This is a genomic window from Neobacillus soli NBRC 102451, assembly GCF_001591665.1.
Lineage (GTDB): Bacteria > Bacillota > Bacilli > Bacillales > Cytobacillaceae > Neobacillus > Neobacillus soli.
This window is the reverse complement of record NZ_BCVI01000046.1, coordinates 32,725-48,447: the sequence shown is the minus strand read 5'-3', so window position 1 is coordinate 48,447 and position 15,723 is coordinate 32,725. Positions and strand designations below refer to the sequence as shown.

Here is a 15,723-nt window from a genome sequence, read left to right as displayed (position 1 = left end):
CCGTGTTTCCTTTATCTCAGTCGAAGCGCTCCAGTCCATACGCCGCTAAACGGACGCTTCCGCTTTTCTATATTAAGATTTTTGTAAGATTAGATTAATAAAAAAGAAAAGTCTGCTGACTAGAATAAGAGTAGTTAGAGACGAAGGGGAGCTGAAAGTTATGAGCTACATTATCAAAACAAACCAACTGACCAAGACCTACAAAGGCAAGGAAGTTGTTTCGAATGTCAATATGAAGGTGAAAAAGGGTGGAATTTACGGATTTCTTGGACCGAACGGTGCCGGTAAAACAACCATCATGAAGATGCTGACAAATCTAGTGAAGCCGACGAGCGGTGAAATTGAGATCTTTGGTGAAAAACTGACGAATACCTCCTATGAAGTGTTAAAGCGGATGGGCAGTATTATCGAATATCCTGTTTTCTATGACCGGCTAACGGCACGCGAAAATCTAGAGCTGCACTGTGAGTATATGGGCTATTACGATAAAAAGGCAATTGATGCAGCCCTGGATTTAGTCAAATTAAAAAATATCGATGATAAGTCAGTAAAAGACTTCTCACTCGGGATGAAGCAGCGTCTTGGGATTGCCCGCGCCATCATTACTAAGCCTGAACTATTAATTCTTGATGAACCAATTAACGGCCTCGATCCAGTCGGGATTAAAGAACTGCGCGACCTCTTTCATATGCTCTGCCGTGAATATGGAATAACTATGCTAATTTCGTCCCATATCCTTGGTGAAATGGAGCAAATTGCCGATACGATTGGTGTTATCAGTGAGGGAAAATTAATCAAAGAGGTTTCGATGGACGAAATCAGTGAGCAAAATACGGAGTACGTTGAACTCACAGTCGACGATGTGAAAAAGGCCTTCTATGTCCTTGATGAAATACTCCACCTGACGAATTTTAAAGTGGTCGACACAGCACGCTTTAGAATTTATGATACTGGAGTATCACAGTCAGAAATTTCTAAGACTCTTATTCTAAACGGTGTCATGATTGAGGGAATCAATAAAAAGAACCATTCACTTGAAGATTATTTCTTAACATTAATCAATGGGGGCGGAATCAGTGCGTAAATTAATCAGTCTGGAAATAAAGAAATTTAAACTATTTTCCTATTTAAAAGGTGTGGGCATCGCGAATGTAGTCATCATGGGGTTCCTTTGCTTGATTTATTTTGCGGAAAAAAGTGAAGGTACAATTGCCTATGGCAGCTATGAAATGGTATTTGCTGCGTTTGGAAGTATCATCCGGCCGACATTTATCATCTTTGCAGCAGTGTTGATTTCCAGACTGATCATTGATGAGTATAAAAGCAATTCAATCATGCTGATGTTTATGTATCCAATTAGCCGTAAAAAGATAATGGTTTCGAAGGTAATAATTGTAGCAAGCTTTACTTTTTTAACTATCTTCCTTTCCAATCTCTTGATTGGCAGTGTGTTTTATGTAGTCGATTCTTATTTACACTTTGTACCTAAGGCGTTAACAGCAGAGGTCCTGAGGGACGGTTTGCTTAGCATGACCCTTGAAGCGATTGCATCTGCTGGCATGGCATTGATCCCGTTATATTTTGGCATGAGGAAAAAGTCGGTTCCGGCCACTATCGTTTCCGCGATTGTCATGGTTTCGTTAATATCATCGGCAATAGATGGCGTTTCTCTTTCTGCCTTAATTGTAATACCGATTGCTCTCGCCGCGATTGGCTGCTTAATCGCTTATTTTTCGATTAGGAATATTGAGAAAGTGGATGTTAACTAACAAAAGGGCTGCCCATTAAATTTGGAGTAGCCCTTATTGTTAGTTTTTCTCAAGCAGCTTAAGCAATAAATCCGGGCGATTGGTCAGAATTCCATCCGCGCCTGCATCAAGCAATTTCTTCATGGTCTTTGGGTCATCAATTGTCCAATAATGCATTTGCATACCGCGGCGGTGCGCTCCGTCAATCAGCTTTTTATCGGTCAAATCAAAGCCGCTGTCTTCTGTCGGAAGTTGAAAGGAATCCGTATACGGTTGATAAAGGTCCCGTAAAAAGAATTTATGGAAGACAACAAACTTTGTTACTTCTTGTTTTCCACCACTAGTGGCAACTCTGTCTTTTGAAAAGTTGTTAAAGGTATCAAGGATATCCTGATCAAAAGAGGCAACCAAGATCTTATCCTCCATCTGATATTTTTTAATAAGAGTCCATAGTTTTGAGGACATCTCATCAACCCGTTCAGGGGGATTATCATCCTTAATCTCCATCTCAATTCTCATATCCCCAAACGTTTGAAAAATCTCTTCAGCAGTAGGGATATAAACGCCTTTCCCGCGATAACTATCATTCCCTTGTAAGTCTTTAAAATGGTAGCCGGCATCAAGCTTTTGGATTTCCTTCAGTGTCATGTCGGCAACTCTGCCATGGCCATTGGTTGTCCGGTCCACAGTAGGATCATGAATGGCAACCAAGTGCCCATCTTTTGTAATATGAAGGTCTGTCTCTAAAACATCCACGCCCATGTTCGCGGCGTTCGTAAACGCCGCCATCGTATTCGATGGAGCAAGTAGCTCGCCGCCTTGATGGGCAATGACCAGAGGCCGGTCATTTTTGAAAAAACTCTTTTCGTTGATTTGTTTAACAGGAACAAAATTAATGGCCGCTAGGGAAATAAGAATGGCTGAAATCAGATAGATGAATACTTGTAAACCTCGCTTCTTTTTCAGCGGTTTTTCAATTGTAACTTGCTGCATAGTAGTACTCCTTTATTAATATCCTTTTGAAAAATCAACAAGATTAATCAAAGGGTTCCCACTAGAAATATATTCTTTTAGGTTAGGAATTAAGATATTTTCAATCAGACGCTTATTATAATTTTCAGTTGAGCCAGAGGTGTGCGGGGTAATAATGACGGTTTCCAGTTCCCATAACGGACTTTCCGTGCTTAACGGTTCTTTTTCAAATACATCCAGCCCCGCACCAGCTATCGTTCCATCCTTTAATGCCTGAACGAGGTCTGCCTCAGCCACAAGCTCACCACGGCCAATATTAATGAAAAAGGCAGAAGACTTCATTTGCCTAAATTGTTCTGACCCAAATAATCGATGGGTTTCCTTTGTATGCGGTAACGTAACAACCACATAATCACACTTTGGCAGCAGTAAAGATAATTGGTCTAGAGTGTACATTTCATCTACATTGTCAACAGGCTCCCCTGAGTTTCTTACACCAATTACGTTCATTCCGAAGGCTTTGGCGATTTTGGCTGTTTCTTTGCCGATGGCTCCAACGCCAATAATCCCAACCGTTTTTTCATGCATTTCTAGTCCCATATGTGCATGATGCCATATTTTCGCTTGTTGGTTTCTTACGTATGTATGGATTTTTCTGGTTAAGCCGAGCATTAATGCAAAAATGGTTTCGGAAATTGGATAAGCGTGCACACCATTGGCACTTGTTAAGGTGATATTTCTCGCTTCCACCTGCTCAAGCGGTAAGCTGTCCACTCCAGCACTCCATGTTTGCAGCCATTTAAGCTGTGCCTGCGAGCCAAGGCAATATTCTTCCAACCCGTTATTCCAACCGGCAATGATTTCAGCATCCTTGGCATGCTCCTGCCATATGTCCTTATCTTTGCTAACAATCAATTCCCAATCAGGAATGACGTTCTTTATTTGCTCAATTTGATCCTGTTCCAATTTACGTGTGATGACCATTTTCCTTTTTTTCATACAATTACTCCTCTCAAACGGTGTTTATCTACATTAATGATAACAAAAATAGTACCCTTTTTGGAAAAACCTTCTGATTTTCCTTTTTCCGACTTCTGTGCTATTATTTAGTGATACGAAATAGGTTAAATTGAAGCGAATCTTCTTGACGAGGATTCTTTTTTATTGGACTGAGGAGGAGGAATTTCATTGAAGGAGCCATTATGGACAAAGTCCTTTATCATGCTCATGGTGGGAAACTTGTTTGTGTTTATGTCATTTCAGATGCTTATTCCCACTCTGCCGCCATATATCAAATCAATTGGAGCATCCGGTTTAGAAATTGGCTTAGTGACCGCATTGTTTTCCATAGGCGCCGTACTCAGCCGGCCATTTATTGGCTTTATGCTCGAATACAAGCCAAGGAAGTCGCTTGTAATAACTGGAGCTATCATGCTCTTGCTCATTACCATTCTTTATCCAATATCACAAATAGTTGTCATTTTTCTATTATTCCGCTTCGTCCATGGCCTGGTTTGGGGCTGGTCAACAACGGTTAATGGCACAGCTGCCGTTGACGTCATACCCAACACTCGTCTTGGTGAAGGGATGGGCTATTATGGACTTTCGATTACAATCGGGATGATTATTGCCCCAAGTCTAGGAATCTTTTTATATAAAATTACTTCTTTCACTAATCTAATTTACATTTCAGCCTTATTAGGGGTCATCGCAGTTATTTTGCTTACTACTGTACACTATCAAACACCTAAAGTTGTAATAAATACACGAAAAGAAGATCTTAAATTTTCCTATTTCGGGTCACTGGTTGAAAAATCGAGTTGGTTCCCGGCTTTGATCACGATCATTATCAATCTTGGTTATGGATCGATTGTTACGTTTATTATCATTTTTGGTGAGGAACGGGGAATTGAACAAATCTTTCTATTTTATATTTTTAATGCGATTATGGCCACAATTGCGCGACCAATCGCAGGTAAATGGTTTGATGAGAAAGGCCCGAAAGGACTTGTACTGTTCTGTACATTCGCTACTTTTGTGGGAATGTGGGTACTTTCTTTTGCGCATTCGGGACTACTTATTGCGATTGCCGGCGTATTGTTTGGTGTTGGTTTCGGTTGCTTGATACCAACACTTCAATCATGGGCATTAGTAATGACACCTACACATCGGCGCGGTGTCGCCAATGGGATGATTTTCTCCTCCATCGATTTGGGAATTGGACTAAGTGGTATTATCTTTGGTGTACTTGCACAATTTGTTAATACGGCATCCATCTTCCGGATTGCGAGCCTTTTTCTGATTGTCGCCATTGTCCTAGTGGTAATAATGGAAAGAAAGAAACGGGTAGCTTCGCATGAAAGCGGGGTTGCGAAGAAAAAGGTCAGGACCTCATTTTAGTGAAGTCCTGACCTTTCTATATTTCTTATGCTTTTTGTCTTCTTCGATACTGTTGAATTTGCATGACAGCAAATCCAGCTAAAATTAAGCCAAGACCTGCAGCCATATAGTTATAGGTTGTTGATGCCGTGACAGGTAATTCATTGCCAGTATCGGTATTTTGGTTGTCCGTTGTTGGTGCTGGGCTGTCTGTTTCAGTAGGATTAGGAGCTGGATTGTCTCCATTGCCCCCTGGATCGGTACTAGAATCGCCTGGATCGGTATTGGTATCTCCAGGGGTAGGATCCGGATTATTTCCGGTGTCTCCAGGATTAGGATCTGGATTATTACCATCGTCTCCAGGGTTAGGTGTTGGATCTTCATCTTTAATGTTATCAATCTTTATGGTTCCAACCGCTTTAGCACCTTTGCTATCTCGGACATAAACAGTGTATGTCCCATTTTCGGTTACTTGGAATTTGTTATCTGTGATGTCGGTTCCTGCTGTTGCAAAATCAGCAATCGTCTTTTCTCCATCAAGCCGCTGCATAGCTAGAACTTTTTTTGCAGTTGTGGTAACAGTGATAGTCACAGGTTCCTTTGTTGTCTCAGTTGTTGAAGGAGTTAAATCAACGGTAATATCCCCAGGAACTTGTGCCGCTAATAGTTCTGTTGACAAGTTAGCAAGCACTTTTTGGCCTTCTTCGTTCGGATGAACGTCTCCATTTGGAAAAATTAAGTCTGATTGTTTACCTTTAAAGGCAGCATAGGAGTCAGATAAAAGGGATTGAGTTTGAGCAGCAAAACCCTGGATTCCTGTGTTAACTAATGGAAGAAATTGCTCCCCAAGCGGATAAAGAGCTGCAAGGGTATCGGAAAATGGATTGTAAATATTGTATACGATAATATGAGCATCATTATTTTGAGCTCTGATTGTGCCCATTATCAGACCTAGGTTGTTAAATAAATCAGTAGAAATTTGCGGAATCAATGCATTAAGTTGATTCAGCAATGTAGGACCTACTATAGGGTCATTAAGTAGTGCTGGGTTACTACGAATCTGTTGAATCGCAGGATTCTGTAAAAAATCATTACTGCCAATATTTAGTGTGATAACATCAGCATTTTTAATGGCTTCAAGATTTTCAGGTTTACTTATTTCTGCTAACAAATTGGCTGAAGTCCAGCCCCCGCCACTGATATTTTTAGCAACACTGTAATTCCCATTCCCGATAAGATAGGGATACGCTTTCAAGGATTGTTGTGAGTTAGTAGGATCACTATCCTTTTCAAGATTCCATCCGTATGTAATTGAATCCCCAAGTGCTACAAGATTTGGCTTGACGTTACTTTCTGCAAAAGCAAACGAAGAGAAGAATGTGCAAAACATCAGCATTAGTGCAAATAGAACGGATAATCGTTTAAACCTCAAAAAAATTCCCCCTTATTATGAAACTATTTCTACCAAATTCTATTATAATCCTATGTTTTTTGAATATTTAATAAATATAATTCTACAAAATACGCAAAAAGTCCTATGATGTATTTGGAAGGAAGGTAGTTTGGGATTTTCTTAATCTGTTCATTATCTGGGCACTTTTCTATATTGAATGTCCAAACTGGAAACACATTTGGTTTTAGTTCTATCTGCAACATACTAACTATAGTGAATTTCCTTTGGCATCATACTTGCAAGGTACTTTAATAGGATTTCATTTTAGGAGGTAAATCGAATGGAAATTAAAGTATGTCATGCAATTGTTACGGGCGGGGCATCTGGGTTAGGAGAGGCAACAGTTCGTAACATCGTTGGAAACGGCGGAAAGGCAGTCATTTTTGACCAATCAGAAGAAAATGGGAAGCGCCTTGAACGTGAATTAGGAGAAGCCGTTTTATTTTTAAAAGCAGATGTAACGAAGGAAGGAGACATCCAAGATGCAGTCAATAAAGCGGCGGAATTTATGGGCGGGGTAAATACGGTCGTGAACTGTGCTGGGATTGGAATAGCGGAGAAGGTGCTCGGACGAAATGGTGCCCATAACCTATCCCTTTTTTCAAGAGTTATTAATGTTAATTTAATCGGCACCTTCAATGTGATTCGGATAGCGGCTGAAATAATGAGCAGCAACGAAGTGAATGATCAAAACGAACGAGGCGTCATTATTAATACCGCCTCGGTTGCAGCCTACGACGGACAAATTGGCCAGGCTGCATATAGTGCCTCCAAAGGTGGAATTGTTGGAATGACCCTGCCGATTGCCAGGGAGCTTGCCCGCCATGGGATTCGGGTAATGACGATCGCCCCAGGACTTTTCCATACACCAATGTTCGATACACTGCCGAAAGAAGCAAGGGATTCACTTGGAAAAATGGTACCGTTCCCTTCAAGACTCGGATATCCAAGCGAATACGCCCAGCTCGTCCAAAGCATTATCGAAAATCCAATGCTGAATGGGGAAACGATTCGGCTCGATGGGGCGATTCGGATGCAGCCGAAATAATGCGATAGAAAGGGAAGGTGCAGGCCTTCTCTTTCTTTTAAGGGCTTTTTTCTAATGGATTGTTGCTTTTTTCGATTCGCTGATAAAATTGAAAATTCGCTGTTCTACAGCAACGTAGACAGAATACGATCGCAGAGTGCCATTGTATTTACATTATCACGTCCATTTGATGTTGGCGTTTCACCACTATTACAACAGTCAATAAAATGAATCATTTCTCCAACGAAACCTCGTAAATAAAGGTCTCTGTAAGCTCCAGACATAGGTGTAGCAGAGGGTGTAAATACCATGCCTGCCTCTTTAAGCGATTTCCATGGTAAATCATCAAATGTTTGTGACTCATGAACTGTAAGCGTATTAATTTCGTCAGCCAAGGCAAATCCATTATCAAACGTCACAAGTAAATTTTCACTTTCACGCGACCAAGCCGTCATCCCTGCCAAATAAAGGCTACCAACGACGCCATTTTCAAACTTTAAAGAAATACTATGAGAAACAAACTCATTGTCACTATTTTTAAAACCAGTAACTTGTATAACTTCTCCAAATAAATAGCGTACTAGATCAATAATATGTATAGCGGCAAACTTCATAAATTGTTCTTCATTTTTGCAAAATGGTGTGCTATCCACTGCAAATCTTGCTTGAAAGGAACGCACAGTACCTAGTTTACTGCTCGTAATTAGTTCTTTTAACTTTGTATAGCAAGGAGCATAACGTTTCATAAATCCAACCATTAATGTTACACCCGCTTGTTCAGCAGCATCAGCAATTTCTGCCGCTTGCTCAGCACTCATCCCGAGAGGCTTATCCACATACACATTTTTACCAGCTTTGATACAATCTAGCACTAGAGAAGGATGATCTTCAGCTTGAGCAACCACAACAACTCCGTCACAATCTTCATTTTGTAACATCTTTTTATAGTCATCGTAAGGTGTCCCACTGCTTCCAAAGCGTTGAAGAGCAGCTTTGGAACGATCGATATTTCGTGTAGAAATCGCTTTTATATTTGCCCCTGCTTCAATAACAGAAGGGTAAATGTTTGTTGATGCATGAAATCCTGCACCGATAAAACAGAGATTGGCTTTTTTCACTATCATCGCTCCTATGTGTTTAATCGAATAATGGATACTTCTTTGTATCAAATCAAAAATAGCATGAATTTGAAATATTTGTCCATTAAAGCAAGAATTTATGAACATCTGAAAATTTTTCTAGTAGGTAAAAATTTCAAAATATCAAAGTTGAAAATTACAGACTTTTCCGAACGGGAAAGCCCATGCAGGGCATTAGCCCGTCTTTAAACATGGGATGAGAGTGAGGTCAAATGCGGAGTACCATTAGAAACCGAAAGATTTGTGTACTTCAAGCATTTGAAAATATCACAATCTTTATTTCCGAATAATTGTTGTAGAAATTTATTAAAGTTGATACAATTAAGGTATAGCGAATATATGTTCCTATCTCGTATTCGCTACTGGAAATGTGTCGAGCATTACGATAAAGTGACGTTAAAAATCAGAAAAAGAGTAACTAGAAAGGAGCTGGTACCGATGGCAAGAAGGTCAACACCAACCTATACAATCGAATTTCCGCTACATATTCCTGATTGGCAAAAACACCGATTAGAGAAAAAATTCAAGATTGCACGCTCAGTCTACAACTCTTGCCTGGGTGAAGCTATTAAACGTCATAAACGTGTGAAAGCCGATAAGGAATATCGCGTGTTGCTGAATGAATCCAAGACCAACGAAAGAAGGCTATCCACCAACAAAACGGAATCGAAAAGCTGCAAATGATGAAACCAAACGTGTAGGGATCGACATTGGTTCCTCTACTATTGCAGTTTGTAGCGAAACTTCTGTTGAACTTCGTGAACTCGCACACCAGAGTGTAATGTAAATCACTCAAAAGTAAGACGTATTCAGCGAGCAATGGATCGGTCTAAGCGAGCGACGAATAACGACAATTTCAAAAAAGATGGCACGATTAAGAAAGGCCGCTTGCAATGGAACTACTCCAACCAATACAAAAAACTTCGTACGATACGGAAAGAACTGTATCGGAAAATCGCTGTCCAGCGAAAAATATCGCATGAGAAACTAGCGAACGATATCCTTGCATTAGGTTCGGATGTGCGAGTAGAAACGATGAGGTTTCAATCGCTTCAAAAGCGAACAAAGAAAACAACCCGCAACAAGAAGAATGGGAAGATCAACCACAAGAAACGGTTTGGAAAATCAATCGCAAACCATGCCCCAGCCATGCTCCTCACAATTATTGACCGAAAACTAGGCTATCAAGGACGCTTCGTTAAGAAGATAGATACCTACGTCACAAAAGCAAGCCAGTTTAATCATATCACTTGTGAATACACCAAGAAGCAGCTTTCGGAACGATGGAATGACTTTGGAACATTTCGTATCCAGCGTGATTTATATAGCGCTTTTTTGATAGGAAACACCACTGAAACGCTAAACTCCGTTGATGTAAACTTATGCAGCGCCGGGTGGAATAACTTCGTTAAATTGCATAATCATGAAATAGAACGATTAAAACATTCGCCAAATAAAACATTGCGTTGGTTTGTAGCTTAAACACAAACCTGATTGGTCGTGACAATGCCCAAAAGAAGTCGGAATGATAAACACACAAGGAGTCCAAAAGGGCTTGCTTGGAGAAGTGTCTTGCATACGCAATACGTCCGTTAATGTTCTAGGAGAACGTGCACCAGTGCTCCGATAGAAACTCTATCCGCAAGGAAAGATAAGGGTATCGTTGAGAAGTGTACTAGGTAGCAAGTTTGCCGCTATACCCTAGAACCCCACTGCTTTAGCTGTGGGAGTTGTCAGTAGATGAATGAGAGTACCGTAACCGGGGAATCATTTCGGGAATTCCCCAGTTACTACAACCAATCACCCGCCAAAGAACAGGTCTGCGATATTGGAAGCTGTGGATGTTTTCTTATTATAAAACTCGGAATACCCACATTTTTTGCAAAAAATGACCGTGAAGGTGTTATGTTGAACATCAAACATTTTTGATAGACCCGTGCCCGTCATTGCCACATCCTTCGTTCCAGTCTCTGTACCTCCACATTTAATACAGCCTTTTTCACTCATAAAAATCACTCCTCTAAATTGATTACTCTAATAATTACGATTTTAAACTATAAAAGTTCCCACAGATGTTTCAATACTGTTTAAATATTCAAAAATGTTGCTTATTTTTGCTATAATATAGGTATGTAAATAGTTAGGAGTGACGAGATGCTCCAATTTAAGGATATCATTACACTAGTGGACTGTATAGTTACCGAGGAAACGACTTTAAAAGAAGCAATTGGGCTCATGTACCGAAAGAAGTGGAACCTGCTGCCTGTATCGGACTCCGCCGGTAAACTGGTTGGTGTTTTTACTCGAAGCAGCTTGTCACACATGGTTTTAGACGAGTGTCCCCTCACAAGCCCAATCAAAAAATACATAAAAAAACAGGTTGAAACGCTGCCAATTGATACACCATACGAAAAAATTGAAATGATCGTGAAAAACAGCCCTGTCGGAACCGGTGTGATCATCGATGAACAGGACCTAGTCGTCGGCATTCTAACGAAAACAGATATGGTGATGTCATTGCTGCAAACGTCCCAGGAATTACAAACGATAAAAATCTTAAAAAGAACGCTGGAAACAGTTTTAGACCATGCCTTTGATGGGATTGTTATGACGGATGAAAAGAAAAACATCCAGATGGTCAGCCCTCCACTGCTTGAATTATTCAATCTTCAATTAGAGACAGTTTTATATCAACCTGCCTCAAAAGTATTGCCGCAGCTTCACTTAGAAAATGTTTATGAATCAGAAACAGCTGAGGTGAGCGGCTTTCTAGAAATCAATGGCATAAAGTATATTGTCCACCGAATTCCTATTATGGAGGATGGAAAAGTCATCGGAGCGATTGGTAAGGTGGTGTTCCGGCAACTAAATGAGGTGAGCGAACTATTTAAAAAGCTGCAGAAAGCGGAAAATAAGGCGGACTTTTATCATCGGCAATTTCAGAAGTCGGAATCTGCCAGGTTCACCTGGGACCATCTTTCAACCGTCGACCCCTATATGGAAAAATTGAAGAAAAGTGCTGCCAAAGCCGCAAAAGGCAGGTCGACCATCCTTATCCGCGGCGAGAGTGGAACAGGGAAAGAGTTATTTGCTCATGCGATTCATAACAGCAGCGCAAGAAACCTTGGGAAGTTTATTGTCGTGAATTGCGCGGCAATACCAGAGGATTTGCTAGAATCAGAGTTTTTCGGCTACGATGAAGGGGCCTTTACCGGAGCGAGACAAAAAGGGAAGCTTGGCAAGTTTGATTTGGCCAATGGAGGCACGCTTTTTCTAGATGAAATTGGCGATATGTCCCTTGCGCTTCAAGCAAAGCTGCTGCGGGTTCTTCAAGAGAGGGAGTTTTACCGGGTAGGTGGAACGGTAAGAATTCAGGTTGATGTGAGGATTATCGCTGCCACCAATCGAAACCTTGAAGAAATGGTTAAAGGGGGATTATTTAGGGAGGATTTATATTACCGCCTGAATGTAATTTCGTTAAACATACCGCCGCTCCGGGAACGAATCTATGATATAGATCATTTAGTTGGACAGTTCATGATTGAAATGAACAAAATTTTAGGAACAAGCATCACTGGGATTGAGGACCTTGCACGAGAAATATTACTAGATTATAATTGGCCCGGTAACGTCCGCGAACTAAGAAATGTCATGGAACGAGCGATGACATTTGCAGAAAGTGGAAAAATCAAATTCGAAGATCTTCCCGATTATTTATTGAAGCAGGTTACCAGTAAGGAGCCAGCTCATAATGTATCCCTTGTAGAAACTGCTGAACGTGAAGCAATCAAAAAGGTACTCGTTCAAGTGCAAGGGAATAAAGTAAGGGCAGCAAAACTACTAGGAATCAGCCGGTCGGGTTTATATGAAAAAATAAAAAAATATAAACTGTCGATTTAGGATAGAAGGTGTCCAATTACTGGACACCTTATTGGTCTTTGTGTGTAATTGAAAAACATACAGTGGCTTAATAGAGTAGCTTTACACCCAACAAAACTTATATAACCTCTTTTCTGAATATTGGCATAAAAATTGCATATTAAAAGATGGAGATCATTTTTTATTAAGGGGGTCCTTGAATGAATATCGGAAGTCTCTTGTCGCAAAGTGCCCGTAAGTTTCCCGAATTATTAGCTATCGAATGTGAAGGCAGAAGCTACACGTACCGTGGGTTTAATGAAGAAGTAAACAAGCTTGCCCATGGCCTGTTAGAGCACGGTGTTAGCAAAGGTGACAAACTTGCCTTGATGATGAAAAACTCAGACCACTTTGTGTTTGCTTTTTTTGCCGCTGCCAAAATTGGTGCGATTGCCGTCCCCGTAAACTTCCGATTAACTGCAACTGAGGTTCATTATATATTAGAACAATCAGACGCAGCCATTGTTGTCTGTGATAAAGAATTTGAACAAACGATTGCTGAGGCGAAACAAGGTACGGGGGTCGGGTTGGTGATTACCGTTGGTGAACCTGAAACAACGGGCTACTATTCATACCAAACGATTTTGTCGGAAAACATAAATGAGCCTGCCGTTGAGGTTTCCGAGCTGGATGATTTAGAAATCCTGTACACCTCCGGGACAACGGGCCAGCCTAAAGGAGCACTTTTTAATCATAGTCAAATTTTTAAAGTGGGTATCTCCGTTGTAATTAATATGGAGATTAGTCAGCATGAACGTATTCTTCACCTCGCACCGCTGTTTCACTCGGCCCAGTTGAACCTTTTCCTTATTTCCGGTGTGGCACTAGGTGCCACCCATATTATCCATCGTGATTTTCATCCAGTTAAAACACTCCAAGCGATTCAAGAGCATAAAATTACCCATCTTTTTGCTGTTCCCGCCATGTATAACTTTCTTCTCCAAGTGCCGAATGCAGGCGATTACGATTTATCTTCTATTAGGAGAGTCGGTTACGGCGCAGCACCAATGGCTCCTGAGCTTGTCAAAAAAAGCATACAGCTCTTTAAAACCGACCAGTTTTACAACTTGTGCGGCTTGACTGAGGCAGGCCCTGGCGGAATTCTTCTTGATCCGGAGGGACATAAACAACATCTCGGCAAGGGTGGAAAACCAATTTTCATGACAGAAACAAGGGTTGTCAATGAAGAAGGGATCGATGTGTTGCCAGGTGTGATTGGGGAATTTATCCTGCGCAGCCCGATGGTGATGAAGGAATATTATAAAAAGCCAGAGGAGACCAGGAACACGTTGAAGGGCGGCTGGCTTTATACCGGTGATTTAGCGACGATTGATGAGGAAGGCTATATCACACTTGTTGATCGAAAAAAGGACATGATTATCTCAGGCGGGGAAAATGTTTACTCCGTTGAGGTTGAAGGTGTTCTTTTCGAGCATCCGGATGTACTCGATGCCGCTATTATTGGGATACCTGATGAAGTTTGGGGCGAGGCCGTCTGTGCAATCATCGTCCCAAAAGAAGGTGCAGTGATTGACGAGCAGGAATTGCGGAACTTCTGCCGGCAAAAGCTAGCAGGCTATAAGGTGCCAAGACGAATCTTTATTGAGGAGCAGCTGCCAAGGAATGCCTCTGGGAAAATACTAAAATATCAACTGCGGCAGAGGATGAGGGAAGTGGGAAGTAGTAAATTGGACTAAGGAATTAGTTTTGGAAATTGGCTTCCAGGAAATGTCGTAAAAGTTGAGATATATGTAGTAAGTAACTGAATATATGTAGTAAGTCCTAGACGATAGGTCGTAAGTACCCGAAAGTGTTGTAAACATTAGAAGTTTTCGGAAGAGACTCTCAAAGCAGCAGAAATAGACCAAGTAGCCTTTTAAAATACTATTTTCGAAAGCGTCTCCATTAAAAAGTGAGGTAATGTAACATGAAACATCCATACCTAAACGAAGACCACGAAATTTTTCGCCAGTCACTAAGAAAGTTTTTGGAAAAAGAAGCATATCCCTTTTATGATCAGTGGGAGGAGCAACGGATGATTCCCCGCTCCTTTTGGAAGAAGATGGGGGAACAAGGCTTTCTATGTCCGGATATCGATGAGAAATATGGCGGAAGTGAAGTAGATTGGGGATTTGCTGTTGTTATCAATGAGGAGCTGGAACGGGTGGGCTCGGGGTTAATTGGAATTGGGCTTCACAATGATATCGTTGTTCCTTACATCACCTCTTACGGGACAGACGAACAGAAACATCGTTGGCTGCCAAAGTGTGTCACGGGTGAAATCATTACCGCCATCGCGATGACGGAACCTGGTACAGGCTCCGACCTCGCCAACATTAAGACAACCGCCAAGCTGGAAGGCAGCCACTATATTGTCAATGGGGCAAAGACATTCATCACAAATGGCATCCAATCCGACCTTGTCCTTGTCGCAGTTAAGACGGACACAAATGCCGTACCGAAGCATAAAGGTGTCAGTCTGCTCGTCATCGAAAGAGACACTCCCGGATTTTCCAGAGGAAGAAAGCTAAACAAGGTCGGTCTTCATTGCCAGGATACAGCCGAATTGATTTTTGAAGATTGCAAGGTTCCGAAAGAAAACTTACTTGGAGAGGAAGGCAAAGGCTTTCTTTATTTAATGGAAAAACTCCAACAGGAACGGCTCCTTGTTGCGATTGGGGCGCAAACGGCGTCGGAAGTGATGCTGAAAATGACTCTTGACTATGTAAAAAGCCGGGAAGCGTTTGGAAAACCTATCGGTCAATTCCAAAATACCCAATTTAAAATTGTCGAAATGGCTACCGACATTGAAATGGGCAGAGTATTCTTGGACCAATTAATTGCCGAGCATATGGAAGGGAAAAATGTCGTTACGAAAGTCTCGATGGCAAAATGGAAACTGACTGATATTGCAAAAAGAATCGCGGCGGAATGTATGCAGCTTCATGGCGGCTACGGCTATATGGAAGAATACGAGATTGCCAGACGCTTCAGGGATATACCTGTTTCCAGCATTTACGCCGGAACCAATGAAATTATGAAAACCATTATTGCAAAAAATCTAGGTTTATAGAAAGTAGGGAAAAT

14 protein-coding genes are annotated in these 15,723 nt (G+C 41.2%); 9 read left to right on the top strand and 5 right to left on the bottom strand.

Translation table 11 applies throughout. The annotated features are described in order from the left end of the window. Window positions 1–160: 160 nt before the first annotated feature. Window positions 161–1,084, top strand: coding sequence for an ABC transporter ATP-binding protein (locus tag BSO02S_RS16395; protein ID WP_066069621.1), 924 nt, complete (start codon window positions 161–163; stop codon window positions 1,082–1,084). Continuing rightward, window positions 1,077–1,769, top strand: coding sequence for an ABC transporter permease (locus tag BSO02S_RS16390; RefSeq protein ID WP_084375055.1), 693 nt, complete (start codon window positions 1,077–1,079; stop codon window positions 1,767–1,769). Before BSO02S_RS16395 ends, BSO02S_RS16390 begins: the two co-directional genes overlap by 8 nt. A 39-nt stretch (window positions 1,770–1,808) precedes the next feature. Here BSO02S_RS16390 and BSO02S_RS16385 read toward each other — a convergent pair whose 3' ends face one another. Together BSO02S_RS16385 and BSO02S_RS16380 are read right to left on the bottom strand one after the other, a co-directional pair. After that, complete coding sequence (locus BSO02S_RS16385) at window positions 1,809–2,741, bottom strand: glycerophosphodiester phosphodiesterase family protein (RefSeq protein ID WP_066069616.1); 933 nt, start codon at window positions 2,739–2,741, stop codon at window positions 1,809–1,811. A 15-nt stretch (window positions 2,742–2,756) separates the two neighbouring features. Next, window positions 2,757–3,719, bottom strand: a complete 963-nt coding sequence (locus BSO02S_RS16380) for a D-2-hydroxyacid dehydrogenase (RefSeq protein WP_066069614.1) — start codon at window positions 3,717–3,719, stop codon at window positions 2,757–2,759. Between the two features lie 189 nt (window positions 3,720–3,908). Here BSO02S_RS16380 and BSO02S_RS16375 point away from each other — a divergent pair, with 189 nt between their 5' ends. Next, window positions 3,909–5,120, top strand: a complete 1,212-nt coding sequence (locus BSO02S_RS16375) for an MFS transporter (RefSeq protein WP_235846936.1) — start codon at window positions 3,909–3,911, stop codon at window positions 5,118–5,120. A 25-nt stretch (window positions 5,121–5,145) separates the two neighbouring features. On the opposite strand, the gene BSO02S_RS16370 is transcribed toward BSO02S_RS16375, so the two are convergent. Continuing rightward, window positions 5,146–6,531, bottom strand: a complete 1,386-nt coding sequence (locus BSO02S_RS16370) for a GDSL-type esterase/lipase family protein (RefSeq protein ID WP_066069611.1) — start codon at window positions 6,529–6,531, stop codon at window positions 5,146–5,148. A gap of 301 nt (window positions 6,532–6,832) precedes the next feature. Here BSO02S_RS16370 and BSO02S_RS16365 point away from each other — a divergent pair, with 301 nt between their 5' ends. Beyond that, window positions 6,833–7,600, top strand: a complete 768-nt coding sequence (locus BSO02S_RS16365; RefSeq protein ID WP_066069607.1) for a 3-hydroxyacyl-CoA dehydrogenase — start codon at window positions 6,833–6,835, stop codon at window positions 7,598–7,600. A gap of 104 nt (window positions 7,601–7,704) precedes the next feature. Here BSO02S_RS16365 and BSO02S_RS16360 read toward each other — a convergent pair whose 3' ends face one another. Continuing rightward, a complete protein-coding gene (locus BSO02S_RS16360) occupies window positions 7,705–8,697 on the bottom strand; it encodes a Gfo/Idh/MocA family protein (RefSeq protein ID WP_066069604.1) in 993 nt (330 codons plus the stop codon). Window positions 8,698–9,057: 360 nt separating this feature from the next. Here BSO02S_RS16360 and BSO02S_RS27185 point away from each other — a divergent pair, with 360 nt between their 5' ends. Beyond that, window positions 9,058–9,402, top strand: coding sequence for a hypothetical protein (locus BSO02S_RS27185; protein WP_169802760.1), 345 nt, complete (start codon window positions 9,058–9,060; stop codon window positions 9,400–9,402). A gap of 135 nt (window positions 9,403–9,537) precedes the next feature. Then, entirely contained in the window at window positions 9,538–10,200 is a 663-nt protein-coding gene (locus BSO02S_RS27180) for a hypothetical protein (protein WP_066069595.1), read from the top strand. Between the two features lie 318 nt (window positions 10,201–10,518). Here BSO02S_RS27180 and BSO02S_RS16345 read toward each other — a convergent pair whose 3' ends face one another. Further along, complete coding sequence (locus tag BSO02S_RS16345; RefSeq protein WP_066069592.1) at window positions 10,519–10,725, bottom strand: zinc ribbon domain-containing protein; 207 nt, start codon at window positions 10,723–10,725, stop codon at window positions 10,519–10,521. Between the two features lie 147 nt (window positions 10,726–10,872). On the opposite strand from BSO02S_RS16345, the gene BSO02S_RS16340 reads away from it, so the two are divergent. The 3 genes from BSO02S_RS16340 (at window position 10,873) to BSO02S_RS16330 (ending at window position 15,709) form a co-directional block, all read left to right on the top strand. Then, window positions 10,873–12,618 (top strand): sigma 54-interacting transcriptional regulator, encoded by a 1,746-nt coding sequence (locus BSO02S_RS16340; RefSeq protein WP_066069589.1) that lies wholly within the window; start codon window positions 10,873–10,875, stop codon window positions 12,616–12,618. A gap of 179 nt (window positions 12,619–12,797) precedes the next feature. Beyond that, window positions 12,798–14,333 (top strand): acyl-CoA synthetase, encoded by a 1,536-nt coding sequence (locus BSO02S_RS16335; protein WP_066069586.1) that lies wholly within the window; start codon window positions 12,798–12,800, stop codon window positions 14,331–14,333. Window positions 14,334–14,563: 230 nt separating this feature from the next. Further along, window positions 14,564–15,709 (top strand): acyl-CoA dehydrogenase family protein, encoded by a 1,146-nt coding sequence (locus tag BSO02S_RS16330; RefSeq protein ID WP_066069583.1) that lies wholly within the window; start codon window positions 14,564–14,566, stop codon window positions 15,707–15,709. Window positions 15,710–15,723: the final 14 nt, after the last annotated feature.